The 21,342-nt window shown below is 64.8% G+C and carries 23 protein-coding genes and 1 pseudogene; 16 read left to right on the plus strand and 8 right to left on the minus strand.

Features of this window, described 5'->3' with window-relative positions:
• Positions 1-155: 155 nt before the first annotated feature.
• The 5 genes from ACQY6T_RS16235 (at position 156) to ACQY6T_RS16255 (ending at position 5,730) form a co-directional block, all read left to right on the plus strand.
• Entirely contained in the window at positions 156-1,697 is a 1,542-nt protein-coding gene (locus ACQY6T_RS16235; protein WP_428632456.1) for a M23 family metallopeptidase, read from the plus strand.
• Positions 1,698-1,910: 213 nt separating this feature from the next.
• Complete coding sequence (gene hemB / locus ACQY6T_RS16240) at positions 1,911-2,909, plus strand: porphobilinogen synthase (RefSeq protein ID WP_428632457.1); 999 nt, start codon at positions 1,911-1,913, stop codon at positions 2,907-2,909.
• 18 nt (positions 2,910-2,927) lie between these two features.
• Positions 2,928-4,796 carry a hypothetical protein gene (locus ACQY6T_RS16245; protein ID WP_428632459.1) on the plus strand — a complete coding sequence of 623 codons (1,869 nt, stop codon included), beginning with the start codon at positions 2,928-2,930 and terminating at the stop codon, positions 4,794-4,796.
• On the plus strand, positions 4,715-5,179 hold the full coding sequence (locus ACQY6T_RS16250) for a hypothetical protein (RefSeq protein WP_428632696.1): 465 nt from the start codon (positions 4,715-4,717) through the stop codon (positions 5,177-5,179). The genes ACQY6T_RS16245 and ACQY6T_RS16250 overlap by 82 nt, the downstream gene beginning before the upstream one ends.
• A complete protein-coding gene (locus ACQY6T_RS16255) occupies positions 5,176-5,730 on the plus strand; it encodes a gamma carbonic anhydrase family protein (RefSeq protein ID WP_428632460.1) in 555 nt (184 codons plus the stop codon). The genes ACQY6T_RS16250 and ACQY6T_RS16255 overlap by 4 nt, the downstream gene beginning before the upstream one ends.
• A gap of 92 nt (positions 5,731-5,822) precedes the next feature.
• Here ACQY6T_RS16255 and ACQY6T_RS16260 read toward each other — a convergent pair whose 3' ends face one another.
• The 6 genes from ACQY6T_RS16260 to ACQY6T_RS16285 all read right to left on the minus strand — a co-directional run bounded on the left by ACQY6T_RS16260 (position 5,823) and on the right by ACQY6T_RS16285 (position 11,886).
• On the minus strand, positions 5,823-6,395 hold the full coding sequence (locus tag ACQY6T_RS16260; RefSeq protein ID WP_428632462.1) for a urate hydroxylase PuuD: 573 nt from the start codon (positions 6,393-6,395) through the stop codon (positions 5,823-5,825).
• 80 nt (positions 6,396-6,475) lie between these two features.
• Positions 6,476-7,147, minus strand: coding sequence for an inner membrane-spanning protein YciB (locus ACQY6T_RS16265; protein ID WP_428632464.1), 672 nt, complete (start codon positions 7,145-7,147; stop codon positions 6,476-6,478).
• Positions 7,144-8,070 carry a signal recognition particle-docking protein FtsY gene (gene ftsY / locus ACQY6T_RS16270; RefSeq protein WP_428632465.1) on the minus strand — a complete coding sequence of 309 codons (927 nt, stop codon included), beginning with the start codon at positions 8,068-8,070 and terminating at the stop codon, positions 7,144-7,146. Before ftsY ends, ACQY6T_RS16265 begins: the two co-directional genes overlap by 4 nt.
• Complete coding sequence (locus tag ACQY6T_RS16275) at positions 8,067-9,359, minus strand: MiaB/RimO family radical SAM methylthiotransferase (protein WP_428632466.1); 1,293 nt, start codon at positions 9,357-9,359, stop codon at positions 8,067-8,069. Before ACQY6T_RS16275 ends, ftsY begins: the two co-directional genes overlap by 4 nt.
• A complete protein-coding gene (gene dapF / locus ACQY6T_RS16280; protein WP_428632468.1) occupies positions 9,356-10,162 on the minus strand; it encodes a diaminopimelate epimerase in 807 nt (268 codons plus the stop codon). Before dapF ends, ACQY6T_RS16275 begins: the two co-directional genes overlap by 4 nt.
• Positions 10,163-10,242: 80 nt before the next feature.
• Positions 10,243-11,886, minus strand: coding sequence for a putative bifunctional diguanylate cyclase/phosphodiesterase (locus tag ACQY6T_RS16285; RefSeq protein ID WP_428632470.1), 1,644 nt, complete (start codon positions 11,884-11,886; stop codon positions 10,243-10,245).
• Between the two features lie 248 nt (positions 11,887-12,134).
• Here ACQY6T_RS16285 and ffh point away from each other — a divergent pair, with 248 nt between their 5' ends.
• From ffh to rimM, 3 genes and pseudogenes are all read left to right on the plus strand, one after another.
• The gene (ffh, locus tag ACQY6T_RS16290; protein ID WP_428632472.1) at positions 12,135-13,571 is read left to right on the plus strand and encodes a signal recognition particle protein; all 1,437 of its coding nucleotides are present in this window, start codon (positions 12,135-12,137) and stop codon (positions 13,569-13,571) included.
• Between the two features lie 39 nt (positions 13,572-13,610).
• Positions 13,611-14,084 (plus strand): annotated as a pseudogene (gene rpsP / locus ACQY6T_RS16295) (30S ribosomal protein S16); the annotation flags it as partial.
• Between the two features lie 225 nt (positions 14,085-14,309).
• Entirely contained in the window at positions 14,310-14,810 is a 501-nt protein-coding gene (gene rimM / locus ACQY6T_RS16300) for a ribosome maturation factor RimM (protein ID WP_428632475.1), read from the plus strand.
• A gap of 6 nt (positions 14,811-14,816) precedes the next feature.
• On the opposite strand, the gene ACQY6T_RS16305 is transcribed toward rimM, so the two are convergent.
• On the minus strand, positions 14,817-15,146 hold the full coding sequence (locus tag ACQY6T_RS16305; protein ID WP_428632476.1) for a surface-adhesin E family protein: 330 nt from the start codon (positions 15,144-15,146) through the stop codon (positions 14,817-14,819).
• A 198-nt stretch (positions 15,147-15,344) separates the two neighbouring features.
• On the opposite strand from ACQY6T_RS16305, the gene ACQY6T_RS16310 reads away from it, so the two are divergent.
• Both ACQY6T_RS16310 and ACQY6T_RS16315 read left to right on the plus strand, forming a co-directional pair.
• Positions 15,345-16,853 (plus strand): serine hydrolase domain-containing protein, encoded by a 1,509-nt coding sequence (locus tag ACQY6T_RS16310; RefSeq protein ID WP_428632478.1) that lies wholly within the window; start codon positions 15,345-15,347, stop codon positions 16,851-16,853.
• A gap of 135 nt (positions 16,854-16,988) precedes the next feature.
• Positions 16,989-17,939 carry a nitrilase-related carbon-nitrogen hydrolase gene (locus ACQY6T_RS16315; protein ID WP_428632481.1) on the plus strand — a complete coding sequence of 317 codons (951 nt, stop codon included), beginning with the start codon at positions 16,989-16,991 and terminating at the stop codon, positions 17,937-17,939.
• Here ACQY6T_RS16315 and ACQY6T_RS16320 read toward each other — a convergent pair.
• Positions 17,902-18,084: a hypothetical protein gene (locus ACQY6T_RS16320; RefSeq protein ID WP_428632483.1), complete on the minus strand. Its 183-nt coding sequence runs from the start codon at positions 18,082-18,084 to the stop codon at positions 17,902-17,904. The two genes, ACQY6T_RS16315 and ACQY6T_RS16320, sit on opposite strands and share 38 nt — an antisense overlap.
• Positions 18,085-18,185: 101 nt before the next feature.
• Here ACQY6T_RS16320 and ACQY6T_RS16325 point away from each other — a divergent pair, with 101 nt between their 5' ends.
• From ACQY6T_RS16325 to rplS, 6 genes are read left to right on the plus strand one after another with little or no spacing between them, the layout of a single operon-like run.
• Entirely contained in the window at positions 18,186-19,106 is a 921-nt protein-coding gene (locus ACQY6T_RS16325; RefSeq protein WP_428632484.1) for a LysR substrate-binding domain-containing protein, read from the plus strand.
• A 46-nt stretch (positions 19,107-19,152) separates the two neighbouring features.
• Positions 19,153-19,518, plus strand: a complete 366-nt coding sequence (locus ACQY6T_RS16330; protein WP_428632487.1) for an AbrB/MazE/SpoVT family DNA-binding domain-containing protein — start codon at positions 19,153-19,155, stop codon at positions 19,516-19,518.
• The gene (locus tag ACQY6T_RS16335) at positions 19,515-19,889 is read left to right on the plus strand and encodes a type II toxin-antitoxin system VapC family toxin (protein ID WP_428632488.1); all 375 of its coding nucleotides are present in this window, start codon (positions 19,515-19,517) and stop codon (positions 19,887-19,889) included. The genes ACQY6T_RS16330 and ACQY6T_RS16335 overlap by 4 nt, the downstream gene beginning before the upstream one ends.
• 1 nt (position 19,890) lies before the next feature.
• Positions 19,891-20,187 carry a hypothetical protein gene (locus ACQY6T_RS16340; protein WP_428632490.1) on the plus strand — a complete coding sequence of 99 codons (297 nt, stop codon included), beginning with the start codon at positions 19,891-19,893 and terminating at the stop codon, positions 20,185-20,187.
• Between the two features lie 2 nt (positions 20,188-20,189).
• Positions 20,190-20,927 (plus strand): tRNA (guanosine(37)-N1)-methyltransferase TrmD, encoded by a 738-nt coding sequence (trmD, locus tag ACQY6T_RS16345; protein WP_428632493.1) that lies wholly within the window; start codon positions 20,190-20,192, stop codon positions 20,925-20,927.
• A 5-nt stretch (positions 20,928-20,932) separates the two neighbouring features.
• The gene (gene rplS / locus ACQY6T_RS16350; protein WP_088442879.1) at positions 20,933-21,310 is read left to right on the plus strand and encodes a 50S ribosomal protein L19; all 378 of its coding nucleotides are present in this window, start codon (positions 20,933-20,935) and stop codon (positions 21,308-21,310) included.
• Positions 21,311-21,342 lie beyond the last annotated feature (32 nt).

Raw genomic sequence — 21,342 nt, forward strand, 5'->3', positions numbered from 1 at the left:
GCCGCAACCTTCGGCGGCAAATTCCCCATTAAATTGACTTTAACGACCTTTCTTTACAGACAATGGTTCGAAAACATCATTCGGCAGCCGGGAATTGCGCGGCTGGCCGAGCGGGGGTTGCAAATTTGTTTCAGCGTCACGAACCCATCGCGGGAATGTCGGGCAATGCGGCCGCGCTCACGATGTCGCAAGCGATCCCGCTGCGCCGCGCCGCTGCCGATTCGGAATCGCTCGGTTGGCGCGACCGACTGGCCGCGCTCGACCTTGTCCCGGACCTTGGCAACAACATCGGGTCGGCCGAATGGTGGCGCGGGCTCGCGACATTAACCCTGCTCTGCGGCACGGCGATCGCAACCTTCCCCGGCATCCAGCCGCTGGCTGTCGGCGGAACCCCCGCGCTCGACGCCGCTGATTTCAACGAAGCGCGTGCCCAGATGATCGTCCCGCTGGCACTGGGTGGTGATACCGGGCGGCACATGGCGGCGACCGACGCGGTGCGTCCGCTGACCCAGACCCCTGAACGCCCGCAGATCGAACTCACCGCCACGCTGGGCAGCGGCGACAGCTTCGCCCGTCTGCTCGAACGCTCGGGCGTCGGCAGCGGCGAGTCGCAGGCGCTGGCGAACCAGGTCGCGGCGGCGGTGCCGCTCGCCGACATCGCGCCCGGGACGCGGATCGACCTGATCCTCGGTCGCCGCGCCGCGCGCACGATGCCGCGCCCGGTCGAGGCGCTGGCGATGCGCGCGCGCTTTGACCTGCGCATCGAAATGGAGCGTGAGGGCGACCGTCTGGTGATGCGGCGGATCCCGATTGCGGTCGACACCACCCCGCTGCGCATCCGCGGCCGGGTCGGCGACAGCCTGTATCGTTCAGCACGCGCCGCCGGGGCGCCTGCCACCGCAATCCAGTCGTATCTCCGCGTGATCGGCCGCCAGATTTCGGTCGGCAGCGACATTCGCGCCAACGATGAATATGATATCATCGTGGATTATCGCCGCGCCGAGACCGGCGAGAGCGAAACCGGCAAGCTGCTCTATGCCGGGCTGATCCGCGGCGGAAAGCCCAGACTATCGATGCTCGAATGGAACGTCGATGGCCGGGTGCAATGGTTCGAGGCATCGGGCGTCGGTGAACAACGCGGCGGCATGGCACGCCCCAGCAATGGCCGCGTCACATCGACTTTTGGCATGCGGCGTCACCCGATCCTGGGGTATCGGCGGATGCACAGCGGGATGGATTTCGGCGGCGGCTATGGTGCGCCGATTTATGCCGTGACCGACGGCGTCGTGACGATCGCCGGCCGCCACGGCGGCTTCGGCAATTATGTAAAGCTCAACCACGGCAATGGCCTCGGGACCGGATATGGCCATATGAGCCGCATCGCGGTGCGCCCCGGTCAGCGCGTCACGCGCGGCCAGGTTATCGGCTACATTGGCTCGACCGGCCTGTCGACCGGTCCGCACCTTCACTATGAGCTTTATCGCAACGGCCGCGCGGTGAACCCGGCGTCGGTGACCTTCGTCACCCGCGCGCTGCTCGATGGCAAGGCGCTCACCGATTTCCGCGCCCGCATCCGCGCGCTGACATCGACCGCGCCGGGCGCCGCGCTGACCCCGATCGCGCCGAAACAGGTCGAAACGCCAAAGCTGGGTAGCCTAGCCGATGTCGCTTCGAAACGCGCCGAGGGTGGTATCTGAGGATTTTATCCCCTCCCCTTCAGGGGAGGGGCAGCGAGACTTGCGAACTTGTTCGCTAGTCGCAGCGGGGTGGGCCATGACACTCCGCGCCCTACCCACCCCGCTGCGACTAACCGGTAAACCGGCAAGTCTCGCTGCCCCTCCCGCAAGCGGGAGGGGAGGGTTCGGCCAATATCCATTTGCCCCGCGCCCGCACCCCGCTATGCACCCCGCATGACCCAAGCCGCTTTTCCCGACCTGCGCCTGCGCCGCACCCGCCGTACTGGCTGGAGCCGTGCGATGGTGCGCGAAACGACGCTGTCGCCATCGAACCTCATCTGGCCGCTCTTCGTTTGCGATGGATCGAACGCCGAGGAGCCGATCGCCAGCCTGCCCGGCGTGTCGCGCTGGTCGGTCGATCGGATCGTCGATCGCGCGCGTGATGCGGTGGCCGCGGGCATTCCGTGCCTCGCGCTATTTCCTTACACGCAGTCCGACCGGCGCAGCGCGGAGGGCGACGAGGCGCTCAATCCCGACAATCTGATGTGCCGCGCGGTCGCCGCGGTCAAGCAAGCGCTCGGCGACGACATTGGCGTCCTCACCGACGTCGCGCTCGATCCCTACACCAGCCACGGGCAGGACGGGCTGATCGACGATAGCGGTTATGTGCTGAACGATGAAACGGTCGATGTGCTGGTCGGGCAGGCGCTCAACCAAGCGCGCGCCGGCGCCGACATCATCGCGCCCAGCGACATGATGGACGGCCGCATCGGTGCGATCCGCGAAGCGCTGGAGGTCGAGGGTTTCGGCCATGTCCAGATCATGAGCTATGCTGCGAAATATGCCTCGGCCTTTTACGGTCCGTTCCGCGACGCGGTCGGCTCGCGCGGGCTGCTGAAGGGGGACAAGAAGACCTATCAGATGGACCCCGCCAACGCCGAAGAGGCGCTGCGCGAAGTCGCGCAGGATCTCGCCGAAGGCGCCGACAGCGTGATGGTCAAGCCGGGGCTGCCCTATCTCGATATTGTCGCCGCGGTGAAGGCGAATTTTGCGGTGCCCGTCTATGCGTATCAGGTGTCGGGCGAATATGCGATGATCGAGGCTGCCGCGGCGGCGGGCGCGGGCGACCGCGACGCACTGGTGCTCGAAACGTTGCTGGCCTTCCGACGCGCTGGGGCATCGGGGGTTTTGAGTTACCACGCGCTGGATGCAGCGCGGCTGCTGGGCCAATAATCGACAAGGGTGGACTTTATGACTGCGTTCCCGCGGCGCTGGCTTTTCGTGCTGACAATCCTGGTCGGCAGCTTCCTGCTGTTTCAGGTCCAGCCGATGGTGGCGCGAATGGTGCTGCCCAAGCTGGGCGGGGCACCCGCGGTATGGAACAGCGCGATGCTCGTCTATCAGGCGTTGCTGCTCGGCGGCTATGCCTATGCGCATTGGCTGGGCCGCTTCGACGTGCGGCGCCAGGCGATCATCCATGTCGCGCTGTTCCTCGTCGCCGCGCTGTGGCTCCCTATCGGCATCGCACAGATCGCGCCGCCGGGTCCGGGGCAGGAGGCGCTTTGGGTGCCGTTGCTGCTGCTCGCGTCGATCGGTCCCGTCTTCTTTGTCGTCTCGGCGCAAGCGCCGCTGATGCAGCGCTGGTTCGCTGCTGATGCGCGCGCGGGCGATCCCTATTATCTCTATGCGGCGTCGAACCTCGGCAGCTTCGCGGGGCTGATCAGCTATCCGGCGCTCGTCGAACCGGCGCTGCCCCTTGCCGCGCAAAGCTGGGGCTGGACCGCGGGTTACGCGCTGCTCGTCCTGCTCGTCGCGGCGAGTGCCGCGGCGCGCTGGCATGGCGGCGCGGAAGCGCATGAGGAGGCGGTGGCATCCGCCGAACCGCGTCCGACCAAGCGGCGTCAGCTCCACTGGCTGCTGATCGCCGCGGTGCCGTCGGGGTTGATGCTGTCGACGACGACGCATCTCACCACCGATATCGTCGCGATGCCCTTGCTCTGGGTGCTGCCGCTCGGGCTCTATCTGCTCAGCTTCGTGATCGCCTTTTCGACGATGGAGCGGCTGACCGAAGTCATTACGTTTATCGCGCCAGCGGTGTTGCTGGCGGTCGGCGGGCTGGCGCTGCTCAGTTCGGGGGGCGGGTCGATGATGGTCGCACTCGCCAGCCTCGCGATGCTATTCGTCGTCGCAACCGCGCTGCACGGCTATCTTTATCGCCTTCGCCCCGCACCGCAGCATCTGACCCTATTCTATCTCATCATGTCGGCGGGCGGCGTGCTCGGTGGCTTGTTCGCGGCCTTGTTCGCCCCGTTGCTGTTCGACTGGGTATATGAACATCCGCTGCTCGTCCTCGCGGCCGCCGCGCTCCTGCCGCTTCCTGCGCTGCTGCCGTGGGACAATTGGCTGCGCCTGTCGCCGATCCACGCGCGGATTGCAGCCGCAGTGCTCGTCGCCATCGCGACGTTTGCCTGCTGGCGCATGGTCGAGGGCTGGGGCGGCGTTCTGGAGGGATCGACGGCGGCTTGGGGTATTGCGATTTTTACAATCGGCCTGCTCGTCATCGGCTGGCGCTGGGCCTTTGTGACGGTTCTCGCACTGCTGATGATCGGTGTCGGTGGCTGGGACACGGTGCAGGAAAGCTTTACCGGCGCACGCGTGCGCAGCTATTTCGGGGTCTATACCGTCACCGATTATCCCGCCCAGCAGCAGCGCCGGCTGGCGCATGGCACAACGCTGCACGGACTGCAGCGCACCGATCCGGCGCACCGCCGCGAGCCGACGACCTATTATGGTCCCAAATCTGGCGTCGGCCTGACGCTGGGCAAGGCCGGGGCGCTGGCGGGGCCGAATGCCTCGATCGGCATCGTCGGGCTGGGGGCAGGGACACTCGCCCTGTTATCGCCAGCCGGGACAGCAATGGACGATCTTCGAAATCGACCCGGTGATGGTCGACATTGCGCGTGGATCCCGCCAAATTCACCTTCCTGTCCGATTGCGCCGGCGACACGCCGATCGTCATCGGCGATGCGCGGTTACAGATCGCCCAGCAGCCGGCGGGCCGGTTCGACATCCTTGTCATCGACGCCTTTTCGTCCGACGCAATCCCGCTGCACTTGCTGACCAAGGAAGCGATCGGCATCTACAAACGCGCGCTCAAACCCGATGGCATTTTGCTGGTTCATATCTCGAATCGGTTTTTCGGGCTCGAACCGGTACTTGCGGCAGAGGCCGGTGCGCGCGGCTGGACGGCGGCGATCCGGCTCGATCCGGGGCCATCCGTAGAGGGTATCGACGATCTGACCGGGTCGAACTGGGTCGCGCTGACCGCGACGCCGCAGCGAATGGCACAATTGACCGGTCGCCTGCGCCCGCGCAAGGACGCGGCCGAGGATGGCGCTTGGGTTCCGCTCGAAGCGCGCAAAGGTTTCGAACGGTGGACCGACGATTATGCCTCGACGTTGCCGGTCCTGCTTTGGGGCCATCTGATCGGAAAGCGCGAATGACCTATACCGACGTCAGTATCATCACCGTCAACGGCAAGACGCCGCAGATCGACCCCAGCGCGTTTATTGCGCCGGGGTGCCGGATCATCGGCGATGTGACGATCGGCCCCGACGTCAGCATTTGGTATAATTGCGTGCTGCGCGCCGATGTCAGCCGCATCGTCGTCGGCGCACGCTCGAACATCCAGGACTGCAGCATCGTCCATTGCGACGGCCCGATGCCGCATCGACCCGAAGGCTTTCCGACGATCATCGGCGAAGATGTACTGATCGGCCATATGGCGATGGTGCACGGCTGCGTGCTGGCGGACCGGGCCTTTGTCGGTCTGAAAGCGACGGTGATGAACGGCTGCCGCATCGGCAGCGACGCGATGCTCGCGGCGGGCGCGTTGCTGACCGAGAACAAGGAAATTCCCGACCGAGAACTCTGGGCCGGCGCCCCGGCACGGCGAGTGCGCGATATCGACGATGCGCAGGCGGCGGGCATGCAGCTGGGCGTTTCGCATTATGTGACGAACGGCCGGATTCACAAGGCGGCGATCGAGGGATAAGCTGATATCCCCTCCCGCAGGCGGGAGCGGGACAAGGAAAAAGGGCGCCCCGGTTTCCCCGAGCGCCCTTTCGATAACCGTTACCAGCCAGCTTAGCTGAAGTTCACCATCGCATATAGCATCGGGATCGACAGCAAGGTGTTGGTCCGCGAAAAGATCATCGCGGTCTTCGCGGCCTTGGCCTTCGTCGCGTCGTCGGCCTCGACGATGCCCAGCGCCTTTTTCTGGTTCGGCCAGATCACGAACCACACGTTGAACGCCATGATCAGCCCCAGCCACATGCCGACCCCGATCAGCTTATACGGGTCTTGCAGCCCGAGCGCGGGGGCCAGATACTTCGCGTGACCCGCGATCGCCAGACCCAGCACGACCGTTGCAGCGGCAGCCCAGCGGAACCAGAACAGCGCAGCGGGGGCGATATGCTTGCCGACCGCGGGTTTCAGCTCGGCCGGGATTTTCGGCATCGTCGGAATCTGGACGAAGTTGAAATAGTAAAGCAGGCCGATCCACAGCACGCCAAAGAAGGTGTGCAGCCAGCGCATAACCGCATTGGCGGCGGAGATGCCGTCCTCGAAATTCTGGCCGTTCAGGCACAGCATCAATATGATCGCGAGCACGAGGCCCGCACCCAACACGGCGTGCAGGTTTCCGAAAAATTTATCCATGGCAGTTCCCCCTGTTTTTTACGGCACGGGAAGCGACCCGGTGCCGAACGCCATCGCTATGCCAGCGTCGGGGGCCGGACTCAACTTTTGTCGGTTGCTGCCTCGTCGGGGATCGCGAGGCCGTTCTTCAGCATCACCGGCACTTGCGCGAAGGTGAAGAGGAACGACAGCGCGGTGACGCCCCACACCTTGATCGTCAGCCACAGGTCGAAACTCATCTGCTTTGCCTGGATCATCTCGTACATGATGTGATTGGCGATCCCGAGCACGCCAAAGAACAGCCCCCAGTTGCGCGACAGCAGCAACCAGCCGCGGTCGGTCAGCCCTTCCAGCGCCGATTGCAGCAGATATTTCAGCATCGGCTTGCCGAACCACCAGCCGCCGAGCAGCAGGACCGAGAAAGCGGCATAGATGATCGTCGGCTTCATCACGATAAAGCGTTCGTCGTGGAACCAGATGGTCAGCGCGCCAAAGCCAAGGACGAGGACGCTCGACATCCACAGCATCGGCGAAATCTTGCCGAGCTTCCATTTGGACACCGCCATCGCGATAACGATCGCCACCATGAAGGCGATGGTTCCCTTGATCGCCGCGGTCGTCGCCGCAAATGCGCCGTCGCCGCCCGAAGAGAGTTTATAGGCGATGAAAAAGATCAGCAGCGGCGCGTAATCGATCGCGTAATTCAGCCAGCCGTTCTTGGCGGGCGGAAGGGCGGTGACCGGCTCGGGGCCACCGGGAAGCACGTCACTCATCGAATATTTCCTGCAATAATGCCCGCGATCTCGTCCGCGTCAAAGGGACGTAGATCCTCTATCGTTTCGCCGATGCCGATCGCATGGATGGGAAGCCCGTGGCGTTCGGCGGCGGCGACCAGCACCCCGCCGCGCGCGGTGCCGTCGAGTTTGGTCATCACCAGCCCGGTGACGCCCGCGACCTCGCGGAACACGTCGATCTGCGCCAGCGCATTCTGCCCCGTCGTCGCGTCGAGCACGAGTACGACATCGTGCGGCGCTGCAGGGTTAAGCCGCCCGAGCACGCGCTTGATCTTGGCTAGCTCGTCCATCAGCTCGCGCTTGTTCTGAAGCCGTCCCGCCGTATCGACGATCAGCACGTCGATGCCCGTCGCGGTCGCCTGTTTCACCGCGTCGAACACGATGCCCGCGCTGTCGCCGCCCTCGGGCCCCGCCATGATCGGGACGCCCAGCCGCTCGGCCCACACTCTCAGCTGGCCGATCGCCGCGGCGCGAAAGGTGTCGCCCGCGACCAGCATCACGCCATAATCCTGTTCCTGGAACAGATGCGCCAGCTTGGCGATCGTGGTCGTCTTGCCCGATCCGTTGACCCCGATCACCAAAATGACCTGCGGGCGCGGAAAGGCGTCGATGTCGAGCGGCTGCGCAACCGGGCGCAGCACCGCGGCGATTTCCTCGCCAACGATCTTGCGCAGTTCCTCGACCCCGCCAGCGACCGCATCGCGCCGCGCGGTAAGGCGCTCTCGGATGCGGCCCGCCATGGCGGGACCCAGGTCGGCGGTGATCAGCGCTTCCTCGATGCGATCGAGATCATCGTCCCCCAAGCGCGCCTTGCCGGTCAGGCCCGCGAGATTTTCGCCCAGCCGCTCCGACGTGCGCTTGAAACCGCCGAGCAGTCGGTCGCTCCAACTGGTGCCGCTCATGCTGCCTGCTCCGCCGTCATGCGGTCGCCGTCGCGCGTGCCGATCCGCACCGGCACGATCGATCCGGCGGTTGCTGTAGTGGTCAGCGTCAGCGCGGCAAAATTCTCGGCATGGCCGGTCCGCCCGTCGCGCTCGACCAGCATGTTCGTCATTCGGCCGATCTGTGCGTCCATCCATACATCGCGACGGCGCGAATTGGCTTCGCGCAGCGCCGCTGCGCGCTCGCGAGCGACTGCACGGCCGGCCTGCGGCATGCGCGCGGCGGGAGTCCCGGCGCGGGGGCTGTAGGGAAAGATATGGCCAAAGACGATGTCGCAATCGTCGATCAGGGCCAGTGAATTGGCGAACATCATCTCGTCCTCGGTCGGAAATCCGGCGATCAGGTCGGCGCCGATCGCAATCTCGGGTCGTGCCGTCTTCAGCCGCGTTACCAGCGCGACGGCATCGGTGCGGCGGTGGCGGCGCTTCATGCGCGTCAGCACCATGTCGTCGCCCGCCTGCAGCGACAGGTGGACGTGGGGCATCACCCGCGCTTCTTGCGTCAGCAGCGCAAACAGATGGTCGTGGATGCGGTTCGGGTCGAGCGACGAGAGGCGCAGGCGTTCGATCGGCAGCGCGAGCAGGGCTTCGACGAGCGTTGCCAGCGTCGTACCGCTATCGTCGCCATAGCTGGCGAGATCGACCCCGGTCAGGATGATCTCGCGCTGACCGCGGTCCAGCGCGATCCGCGCGGTTTCCGTAACCGCTTCGACAGTCGCCGACCGCGCGGTTCCGCGCGCGAGCACCGTCGCGCAGAAGGTGCAGCTGTGCGAGCAACCCGTCTGGACGCCCAGAAAGGCGCGGGCATGGTCGGCGCCGGAGAGGGCGGGGGTGTAGGGTGACCTGTTCCCCTGCGAAGGCAGGGGTCCATCACCGGTCGGTCCCATGTCGCGACCACCGGAGATGGGTCCCTGCCTTCGCAGGGACACCGCGCCGGGATCATAGCTATGTGCCAGTCCTTTGGCGTCGTTGCGCACGACCCGCGCGCCCATGTCAGCGAACCGCTCCGCCTCCAGCTCCGCCGCGCATCCGGTGACGATAACCTCGACCCCCGGCCGTTCGCGCAGCGCCCGCCGCACCGCCTGCCGTGCCTGCCGAACCGCTTCGTCGGTCACCGCGCAGCTGTTGAAGACGATGGCGTCGCGCGCGCCAGCCTCGGCCGCCGCCGCGCGGATCGCCTCGCCCTCGGCGATGTTCAGCCGGCAGCCGAAGTTGACGACCTCCGGGCCGTCCGCAACTTTCACGCTCATCCGAACTGCGCCCAGTCGGTCTCGCCGTCATAAACACGGGTCGCCGCGCCGCTCATCACGATCGGTTCGCCCGGCGCCCAGCGGATGATCAGGTCGCCGCCGGGCAGCGCGATGGTAACGGGTGATTGTACCAGCCCGGCGCGGATCGCCGCGACCGCGGTGGCGCAGGCGCCGGTGCCGCAGGCCTGGGTCAGCCCGACGCCGCGCTCCCACACGCGCAGCTGCAACTGGTTGTCGCCGTCCAGGCTGGCGACATTGACGTTGACGCGTTCGGGAAACAGCGGATCGGTCTCGATCCGCGGGCCGAGTTCGTCGAGCGCGACGGCATCGGCCTCGGGAACGAAAAAAACGATATGCGGATTGCCGACGTTGACCGCCGTGCCATGCTCCAGTTCGTCCCAGGCAACCGGCATGTCGCGGGTGTCCATCGGCATCGCGAGCGGGATCAGTTCCCAGTCGAACGACGGCTCGCCCAGCACAACTTCGGCGCCGCCGTCGGCCGGGGTCACGCGCAGCATGCCGCCCAATGTCTCGATCACTGCAGGCTGGCCGATCAGCGTCGCGACGCAGCGCGTCGCGTTGCCGCATGCCTCGACCTCGCCCCCATCGGCGTTGAAAATGCGCATCTTCACATCGGCGCTCGCCGACGGTTCGAGCAGGATCAGCTGGTCGCACCCGATGCCATGGCGCCGGTCAGCGATCGCATGCGCGCGCGCCGGCGTCATCTCGACGGCGCTTATCCGCGCGTCGATGACGACAAAATCATTGCCCAGCCCGTGCATCTTGGTGAAGCGGTCCGCCATGATCGCGCATGTAAGGGGGCTAGGCAGGGAAGTCTAGCGATGCGGCCAGCACCGTCGCCCCCGCGGAGGGGACGACTAAATCACGCCGTCTTGCGCAGTGGCTCAGCGCCCGCCGTGTCCGAACCCGTATCGGGGCTCTTCGGCGGCAGTATCGGTGCGCGGAGCAACCCGCGGTCGGCGAGCAGGCGTTCGGTGTCGGCGGCGGACGCGGCGCGGCCGAAATACCACCCCTGACCCTTGGCGCAGCCGAGCCGCGTCAGTTCGATCGCGGTCGCCTCGTCCTCGACCCCTTCGGCGGTGATCGGCATCGCCAGGCTTTCGCCCAGCCGGACGATCGCAACGATGATCGCCTGCGCGTCTGGGCTGCCGCGCATCGCGGCGACGAAGCTGCGATCGATTTTGATCCGGTCGAACGGTAGCGCGCGCAGGTGCGACAGCGAGCTGTAACCAGTGCCGAAATCGTCGAGACTGAGCGATACGCCCTGATTCTTCAGGCTGGTGACGATCGAACGGACCAGCGGCAGATTTTCGAACAACGAACTTTCGGTGATTTCGACCTCGAGCTGGCTCGCGGGAAATCCAACCTCGACCAGCAGCTTCGTCAGCTTCTGGCTGAACCAAGGGTCTTTCAGTTGCTGCGGCGAGATGTTCACCGCGAGCAGGATCGAGGGATCCCAACGCTTGGCGCTTTCCATCGCGGCGCGGATCACCTGCAACGACAATTCGCCGATCAGCCCGCTTTCCTCGGCGACCGGGATAAAGCGTTCGGGAGGGATCATGCCATATTCGGGCGATTCCCAGCGCATCAGCATTTCGAAACCGACCAGCCGGCCGCTGGCGATATCGACCTGCGGTTCGAAATGCGGCACGAATTCGCCGCGCGGCATGCCTTCGCGGATGCCGGTTTCGATCTGGTTGCGGACCTGCACCGCCATTTCCATACCGGGTTCGAACCAGCAGAAGCGGTTTCGACCTTCGTCCTTGCAATGATACATCGCGATATCCGCTTGGCGGACCATGGTTTCCATCGTCACGCTGGCATCGTCGGCGAGCGAAATGCCGAGCGATGCGCCGATGCGGATCTGCTGCGCGTCGTGCATGACAGAATTTTCGAGCGCCGCGACCAGTTCCGCCGCAAGCGCGTCGATGGTCGCGCGGGCCGACGGTTCGAATGCGAGCATCGCAACAAATTCGTCGCCGCCCAGCCGCGCCTTGGTAGCGTTCGGCGGCAGGATCGCCGAAATGCGCTCGGCCGCGACCTGCAACACGCGGTCGCCTGCGGCATGACCATGGATGTCGTTGACGGTCTTGAAATGGTCGAGATCGAGCAGGAACAGCGCAACTTGCCGTTTGCCCGCGACCGCGTAGGCGATCTGCTGCTGACCGGTCGCCAGCAGCGAGCGGCGGTTGAGAAAGCCGGTCAGCGGATCGGTGTCGGCCAGATAGCGCGCCCGCTGTTCGGCCTCGGTCCGCTCGCGGATTTCGCGGTTCAGGTCTTCATAGCGGCGCCAGCCGAACAGGATCAGCGCGACATTGAGCACCGTTGCGGCGGCGAGCGCACGGTCCGGGCCGCCGCCGATGCCGATCAGCGTGTGGACAACCGCCTGCAAAACCGTGCTGCCGGTGCCGACGAACAGCAGGATCGCCGCGACGACGATGCCGCCGGCGACGATGTCGCGTTTCGCGCCAGTGCTGCGATCGACCTGCTGCGACGTCACGTTCATGTCATCATTCCCCACCATCCGCGCCATATTGCCCGCAAAGCGGTGAAATTTGGGTTAAGTGGCCCGACGGCGCGGTGACTTGCCTTTGCGGACCGCTTTGTGTATTGGCGCCCCGTTCGGACGCATCTTGCGAACGAGCGATCGATGTCCGCGACGAAAGTTATGTCCACGGATAACCGCTGGTTGGCGAGGTTTCGCTCACCGGCGTGTTTTGCGTTGCGGGCGTCGAAACGAAGGATTTGTGGCCCATGTTCGACAGTCTGAGCAATCGGCTTGGCGATGTTTTCGGAAAGCTCCGCGGCCGCGGTGCGCTGACCGAGGCCGACGTGCGCGCCGCGATGCGCGAAGTGCGAATCGCGCTGCTCGAGGCCGATGTGGCGCTGCCCGTCGTGCGCAGCTTCGTCGATCAGGTCACCGACCTTGCGATCGGTCAGAACGTCCTGCGGTCGGTCACCCCGGGGCAACAGGTCGTCAAGATCGTCAGCGACGCGCTCACCGAAATGCTCGGGTCGGAAACCGCCGAGCTCGACCTCAACGTCACCCCGCCTGCGGTCATCATGATGGTCGGCCTGCAGGGCTCGGGTAAAACCACCACCACCGCAAAGATCGCCAAGCGGCTCAAGGAAAAAGACGGCAAAAAGGTGCTGATGGCGTCGCTCGACGTCAATCGCCCTGCCGCGCAGGAACAGCTTGCGGTCCTTGGACAGCAGATCGACGTCGCGACCTTGCCGATCGTCGCCGGCCAGGGGCCGGTCGAGATCGCGAAGCGCGCGATGCAGGCGGGCAAGCTTCAGGGCTATGACGTCCTGATGCTCGATACCGCGGGTCGGCTCCACGTCGATCAGCAATTGATGGACGAAATGCAGGCGGTGTCGCGCGCCTCGACCCCGGCCGAAATCCTGCTCGTCGTCGACAGCCTGACCGGTCAGGACGCGGTGCAGGTCGCGCAGCGCTTTACCGACCAGGTGCCGCTGACCGGCGTCGTGCTGACCCGCATGGACGGCGATGCGCGCGGCGGTGCCGCGCTCTCGATGCGCGCCGTCACCGGCAAGCCGATCAAATTCGCGGGCACCGGCGAAAAGCTCGACGGACTGGAGTTGTTCCAACCCTCGCGTATCGCGGGCCGCATCCTCGGCATGGGCGACGTCGTCAGCCTGGTTGAGCGCGCCGCCGAAACCATCCAGGCCGACGAGGCCGAGGCGATGGCCGCGAAGATGGCCAAGGGTCAGTTCGACCTCAACGACCTGCGCACCCAGCTCAACCAGATGCGCCGCATGGGCGGCCTCGGCGCGCTCGCGGGGATGATCCCGGGCATGAAAAAGGCGCAGGTCGCGGCGGCGCAAAGCGGCGCCGACGACAAGACGCTGGTCCATTTCGACGCGATCATGGGATCGATGACCCCCAAGGAACGCGCCAAGCCCGAAATCCTGACCGCGAAGCGCAAGATCCGCGTCGCCAACGGATCGGGCACGACGGTGCAGCAGGTCAACAAGGTGCTCAAGATGCACCAGGAAATGGCCAGCGCGATGAAGAAGATCCGCAAGATGGGTGGGCTAAAGGGGCTCGGCGCGCTGTTCGGCAAGGGCGGCGGCATTCCCGGCATGGGTGGCGGCGGAGGCCTTCCCGGTCTCGGCGGCGGCTCGATCCCGCCCGAACTCGCGAATTTGATGAATAAAAAGAAATAATCCGATCAGACTTACAACGTTAAACCAAAGGAAAATATCATGGCTACTGCTATTCGTCTCGCCCGCGGCGGTTCTAAAAAGCGTCCTTATTACAAGATCGTCGTCGCCGATTCGCGCAGCCCGCGCGATGGCCGCTTCATCGAGCGCATCGGCAGCTACAATCCGCTGCTCGCCAAGGACAATCCCGAGCGCGTCCAGCTCGACGCCGACCGTGCGAAGCATTGGCTGAGCGTCGGCGCCCAGCCGAGCGACCGCGTCGCCCGCTTCCTCGACGCCGCGGGTGTCCAGGAACGCGCCGCGCGGAGCAACCCGAACAAGGCGGTCCCAGGCGAAAAGGCCAAGGAACGCGCCGAAGAAAAGGCGCAGAAGCTGGTTGATGCCGAAGAAGCCGCTGCCGCTGCAGCCGCTGCTCCGGCGCCTGAACCCGAAGTCGTTGCAGAGGCCGCTCCCGAAGTGGCCGCCGAAGAAGCGCCTGCCGCTGAAGAAGCCGCCGCTCCCGAAGCGGCAGAATCGGATGCAACCGGTTCGGTCAAGAGCGAAGAAACCGCTCAAGCTGTGGCCGAAGCCGTGGCCGACGAAGTCCCGGCCGAAACCCCGGCCGAAGACGCGGCTGCGATGGCCGAACAGGCTGCCGAAGGTGGCCCGGCCGAAGACGCTCCGGCTGCAGCTGCTGAAGAAGCTGCCACCGAAGAAGCGCCTGCTGAAGAAGCCGGCGAAGAAAAGGCCGAAGGCTAAGTCTTGGCCCACGCCGACCGCCCTGTCACCCTTGCCGCCATCGCCGGCGCGCACGGGGTGCGGGGCGAGGTGCGTCTCAAGCTGTTCGGCGAAGGCGCGGAGACTCTCCGCGCCTTTTCCGCGTTTGAAGCGGGCGACCGCAAGCTGACGTTGACATCAGTTCGGCCCGCCAATCAGGGCGCGGTGGCGACCTTTGCCGAAATCACCGACCGCAGCGGCGCCGAGGCGCTGCGCGGAACGCTGCTGACCGTGCCGCGTTCAGCGCTGCCGCCGCTCGCCGACGGTGAATATTATCACCACGACCTGCTCGGCCTGCCGTGCGTCGCCACGGATGGCGATGCGCTCGGCCATGTCGCGGCCATCGAGAATTTCGGCGCGGGCGACGTCGTCGAGATCGAGCGGCCGAACGGCAAGCGCTTCATGGTGCCGATGCGTCCCGAAGCGGTACCCGAATGGGATAGCGAGCGGCTGATCGTCACCCGCGCCTTCGCCGACGCGAACTGACTCGCTTTATTTGCAGACGATGGCGCGTTTGTCCGACGCGACCGTGCTGGGCCCGATGTCGTTCCACACGATCTCGGCGGTAAAATCGTATCGCTCCACCTCCTGAAACATTTCGTCGCGATCGATGATCTGGATCACCCTCAGCCGGCCGGCCGCGCAGTCGATTTCCTCAAGAGCGTCGCTCACTAGCGGATAATCATCCTCGACATCGGCATTGGTCGCGTCCTCGCGCGACCAGAACTGGACCATGGCGCCCATCCGTTTCACGCTCGCCTTGTCATAATAATGGTCCGACCCTGCGTCGCTTGAGGTGATGTAAGACCAGTCGGCTGCCATCGCGGGCGCGGACGCCCCAAACATGCCGGCGATCGCCAGCGCTCCCCATATTGACCGCATTTTTTGGTCCCCGTTATCGCCTACCCTCTCACCCTGCTCCTGCGCGATCGAAAAGCAAGCCCGAACCTTTTTTGGGTCGCTCGGTTGTCATCGTCCCGCGCCATGCTAGCTTGGGGCGAACGGCAAGGGGGGGATAAGATGCGCAACACTCTGGTCATCGCTATGATCGTCGCGCTAGCCGCTCCGCTTCCCACGCGGGCGCAGGAGGCCGCGCCCAAAACCCTCGCGCAGCTCACCCCCGAAATCGACGCGATCTTCGCCAAGTTCCAGGCCGACGCGCACGTCCCGGGCATGGTCTATGGAATCGTGAAGGACGGCAAGCTTGCCTATGTAAAGGGCATCGGCGTCCAGAACCTTCAGGACAAGCGCCCGGTCGATGCCGACAGCCTGTTTCGCATCGCTTCCATGACCAAGGCTTTTACCGCCCTGTCGATCCTCCACCTGCGCGATCAGGGTAAGCTGCGCCTCGACGACCTCGCCGAACAATATGTGCCGGAAATGAAGGCCTGGACCTATCCGACGACGGACAGCCCGCGCATCCGGGTCCGCGACCTGCTTCACCATGTCGGCGGCCTCGTCACCGACGATCCGTGGGGCGACCGCCAACAGGTGCTGCCGCAGGAGGATTTCACAAAAATGATCGCCGCAGGAGTGCCGTTCAGTCGTGCTCCGCAAAGCCAACATGAATATTCGAACTTCGGTTATGCGCTGCTCGGCCGGATTGTCGCTAATGCTTCGGGCATGGCTTATACCGACTATGTCGGCCAAACGATCCTGACCCCTCTCGGTATGACCAGCAGCGGTTATGATGCGGTCAACGCGCCGAAAGCGCATTACGCGCGCGGCTACCGCTGGGAAAATGATGCCTGGGCCGCCGAACCCGAAATGGTCGATGGCGCGTTCAACAGCATGGGCGGGCTGCAGGTCAGCGCGAACGACTATGCGAAATGGGTCGCGTTCCTGCTCTCGGCCTGGCCGGCGCGCAACGACGCTGATGACGGTCCGATCAAACGCGCGACGGTGCGCGAAATCGCGCAGGGGCTGAATTTCACGTCGGTCCAGAACCGCACCGGCGCCAGCGGCGCCGACGCGTGCAAGCTTTCGGGCGCTTATGGCATGGGCTGGCGCGTCGCGCAGGACTGCGACTTGGGCCTGACGCTGGCGCATGGCGGCGGCTATCCGGGCTACGGCAGCCATGTCATGCTGATGCCCGACCGGGGCGTCGGGGTGTTTGCGCTCGCCAACCGGACCTATGCCGGGCCGTCGGCGCCGGCATGGGACACCGCGGTCGCGATGGATAAGGCCGGGTTGCTCGCCTGGCGCGATACGCCAGTCTCGCCCGCGGTCGCCGAGATGTTTGCGGCGACGCGAACCGCTTATGCCGCCGGCAGCTTGAAGCCGCTGGACGGCAAGCTCGCGATGAATTTCCTGCTCGACCGCTCGGCCGAAAACTGGACTGCCGAACTCGCAAAGCTCAAAGCCCAGCTCGGCGCCTGCCCGACGGCCGAACCGCTAGCGCCGACCGGCGCCATGTCGAGCGCCTTCCGCCTGAATTGCGAAAAGGGCCATCTCGATGGCAATCTGCTGCTTGCGCCGACCAATCCTGTCACCATCCAGGCATGGCGTCTGCGGGCGGTCGCTGATTAGGCCGCAACGAGACACCAATCGGTCGCGGCCGCTTTTCTTGACGGTGTAGCGGTTGATGTCGGACGACGTCATCGCCGCGTATCCCGCGCACCCGCTCGCTTGCCTTCTTGAGCGGGGACGCCGAAGAAGAGGCGTATGACCCCGCTGCATGCCACCATCGTCCAGGCCGCACCGATTCCGCTGGCGATATCCGACGGCATTGTCGCCGCGACTGACCATGCGCGCCGCGCCATTGCCGATGGCGCCCGGATCGTGGCGTTCGGCGAGACCTTTCTGGGCGGCTATCCCCTCTGGCTCGACGAAGCGCCCGGCGCGGCCCTATGGGATCATCCGGGAACGCGTGCGCTCCACCGCATCTTGCTTGAGCAAGCGGTGACCGCAAACGACCCGCGCTTTGCGCCGCTTCAGCAATTGGTCGATGACAGCGGCGCACTGGTGTCGATCGGCGCGCACGAACGGGTGCGATCCAGCCTGACCAACACGCAGTTTCTGTTTCGCCCGCACGCGGCGCCGTTGCTCCACCGCAAATTGGTGCCGACGCATGGCGAGCGCTTGCTGTGGGCGCGCGGCGACGGGTCGACGCTGGGCGTTCACACCGCCGACTGGGGTGCGGTGGGCAGCTTGATTTGTTGGGAACATTGGATGCCGCTGGTGCGCGCGGCGATGCACAACCAGGCCGAACTGGTCCATGTCGCGGCTTGGCCGACGGTACGCGACACCTATGCGATTGCGTCGCGTCACTATGCGTTTGAGGGGCGCTGTTTCGTGCTGGCGGCGGGGCTGGTCCAGCATCGCGCCGATCTGCTCGACGGCCTCGCCCGCGTCGGCGGCGATGCGGAGGCTGCTGCACTGCTGCGCGCCATGCCCGATGCGATATTAAATGCGGGCAGCAGCCTGATCGCCGGCCCCGCTGGCGCGATTATGGCGCAGGCGGGTGCGGGCGAGGAGCATCTTTCCGCCGCGCTCGACCTTGGCGCGGCGCGCGAAGCCCTCGCCGCGCTGGATACCGACGGCCATTACAGCCGGCCCGATATTTTTTCGCTGCGCGTCAGCACGGCGTCGCAGGCGGGAGTGGACTGGGACTGACCGGGGCTTCACGCACCGCCGTCTGGGCGCGGCGCTGAAATAAAGCGGCGATCCGGCCGGTCGAGGCCGTCACGACCTTGTCGAGATCGCTCGAAAAACGCACATGGCCATCATTCCAGCCGCGCATCCACATTTCGTCTTGCATCGTCTTTTTCCTTTCGTCGATAGCGCAAGAATGGGCCTGCCGGCCAAAAGGCGCCAACAAAAGGCGTGGACCATATTATAAGGTCAGCTTATATATAGGCGATGCCCAAGCTCCCGCCCCTGGCCGCGATTCGGACCTTCGAAGCCGCCGGACGACTGCAGAATTTCTCGCGCGCGGCGGAAGAGCTGGGCCTGACGCAGGCGGCGGTCAGCTATCAGGTCCGCCAATTAGAGGATCGACTCGGGCGCGCGCTGTTCGTGCGCGAAAAGGGGCGGGTGCGTTTGTCCGAAACCGGGCAGCGGTTGCTCCCCGCGATCAGCAACGCCTTCGCTTCGATGGGCGACGCCTTCGCCGCGCTCGGCAACGACGAGACCGACGTGCTGACGATCAGCGCGATGACAACCTTTGGCGGCACCTGGCTCAGCGCGCGGATCGGCGGGTTTCAGCTCGCGTTCCCCGACCTTGCGGTTCGCATGTTGCTGGGCAACGATCTGATCGATTTCGATGCGACGAACGTCGATGTCGCGATTCGCGTCGGTGGCGGCAATTGGGGCGGCCTGCGCGCTGACTTTCTGTATCGCAGTCATGTCACCCCGATCTGCGCGCCCTCCTTTCTCGAGGTGAACCGCATTGCGGAACCCGCGGACCTGCTGAACGTCGACCGGCTGGCGCCCAATGACCCCTGGTGGACAGGCTGGTTCGCCGCAGCGGGCGTGGTGAGCGGCCCGCTGCCACAGCGCCGGGGTATCGAACTCGACAGCCAGTTGCAGGAAGCGAGCGCGGTGCAGGGTGGCTATGGCATCGCGATGATGACACCGCTGCTATGGCGCGCCGAACTGGACGCCGGCCGGCTGGTGCAACCCTTCGACGCCCTCTACCAGCCCGGCACCGCGCATTACCTCGTCCACCGCGACAATCGCGTCGGGGTGCGCAAGATCGAACGCTTCCGCGAATGGCTGCACGCCGAAATGGACAAGGATCGCCACCTGTTGCCCGGTGAACTTTGGGAGCCGCTGGCTTGACGCCGATCGGTCATGTATATACGCCATGTATATACTGGAGTGAGACATGACGAAGCGGAATGAAATGAACGAAGACCGACGCACATTCGCCTTGAATCGCGTGTTCGGCTCCGCCCCTTGGTTGAAGCCGTCCGACAAAACCCGCCACAAGGTAAAGGTCTTCAAATCGGGCAACTCGCTGGCAGTGCGAATTCCCGCGGGCACAAAATTGGTGGCAGGAACCGAAATGGAGTTGATTGTCGAACACGGCCAGTTTCTTTGCTACGAGCCTGCCAATCAACCCAAACGCAAATTCAACATCGCGAAGGTGGCGGGTTCCGCCACTGACCTGCACCTGCTCGCGCCGGAAGACAGGCTGTTCGAGGATCGGGTTCTGTTGACCGGCAAGGCCGACGGGAACGATGGCGCGTGAAATATCTGCTGGATAGCAACGCGATCATCACGCTTGTCATGAACCTCGACACCCGACTGGTGGTGCGGGCGGGCGAGTGCGACGAAGGCGACCTGGTCACGTCCGCGATTGCTTATGCCGAGGTCGCCCATGGTTCGACGCGCGGCAAAGCGCCTGCCTTTGATCAGTTGCAAGCCTTCGTCGAAGAGGTGCCGGTGCTCGATTTCGACTATAAGGCTGCGCAGGTTTATGCGGCGTTGCCGTTCAGGCGAGGCAGCTACGACCGGTTGATCGCCGCGCACGCCCTCTCCCAAGGCGTCGCCCTCGTCACCGCAAACGAAGCCGACTTCGCCGACGTGCCGGGGTTGACGGTCGAAAACTGGACGCTGTGACATGATTTTCGTTATTCTGTTCGTTCAGCTTGTCGTGATGCTCCTTTACAGGGCGTCCCTCCGCCGCGCTGGCAAGGGAGGCGTGGGATTTCGCGAAGCAGCGATTGTTGCTCCTGCCATTATTCCGATGTTGTTGATGGTTCTCGCGTTCATCGGGCTTTGGGACTATGCAACCGTCTATAGCTGGACGCGCGCGATTTCCTTTTTGTGGTGGGGGCCGGTCGGCGCAATTCTGGCCTGGTTGCTGGGGCATGTATTGATCCGATGGACATTGCGCCAGATTTCGGATGAAGGCTGACCATGACCTTCATCGCCGTCCCCCTTACCCTCTACCCCGACATGTTCCCTGGACCGCTCGGCCACAGCATGGCGGGGCGCGCGCTCGAAAGCGGCACCTGGTCCTGTGCGCCGGTGCAGATCCGCGATTTTGCGACCGATAAGCATCGCACCGTCGACGATACGCCTGCGGGGGGCGGCGCGGGGATGGTGCTCAAGGCGGATGTGCTGGCGGCGGCGGTTGACCATGCGGTCGCGGCGAATCCGGGCCTCCCGATCCTCGCGATGACCCCGCGAGGGACGCAGATCACGCAAGCCCGTATCCGTCAGCTTGCGGCGGGTCCGGGGGCGATCATCCTCTGCGGCCGGTTCGAAGGATTCGACGAACGCATCTTCGACGCCCGACCGATCGAGCAAGTGTCGATGGGCGACATCATCTTGTCGGGCGGCGAGATGGGGGCGCTGCTGTTGCTCGACGCTTGCATTCGGCTGCTTCCCGGCGTAATGGGCGCGGCTTCTAGCGGTGACGATGAGTCGTTTGAAAACGGCTTGCTCGAATATCCGCACTATACCCGGCCCGTAGAATGGGAAGGGCGCACGATCCCCGAAGTGCTGCGATCGGGGGATCATGCGAAGATCGCGGCCTGGCGGAAACTCCAGGCAGAAGATCACACACGGTTACGCAGGCCGGACCTTTGGGAGCGTCATATCGATGCTCGGGCCCGACCTGCCTCTGGCGCGCGGCGAAAAGAAAAGGACTAGAGGACATGAACCTCATCCAGACGATCGAAGCCGAAGAAATTGCCAAAGCGGCAAAGACCATTCCGACCTTTCGCCCTGGCGACACGCTGAAAGTCGGCGTGAAGGTGGTCGAAGGCGAACGCACCCGCGTCCAGAATTTCGAAGGCGTGTGCATCGCCCGCTCGAACAAGGGCATGGGCTCCAACTTCACCGTGCGCAAAATGTCGTTCGGCGAAGGTGTCGAGCGCGTGTTCCCGCTCTATTCGCCCAACCTCGACAGCATTACCGTCATCCGCAAGGGTGCCGTGCGTCGTGCGAAGCTTTACTATCTTCGCGGCCGTACTGGTAAATCGGCGCGTATTGCGGAGCGCCGCGACTACCGGCCGGAAGCCAGCGAGGGCTAAGGGAGACTTTCCCGACCCCAAGCGAAAACAGC

It is taken from the genome of Sphingopyxis sp., assembly GCF_965279725.1.
Lineage (GTDB): Bacteria > Pseudomonadota > Alphaproteobacteria > Sphingomonadales > Sphingomonadaceae > Sphingopyxis.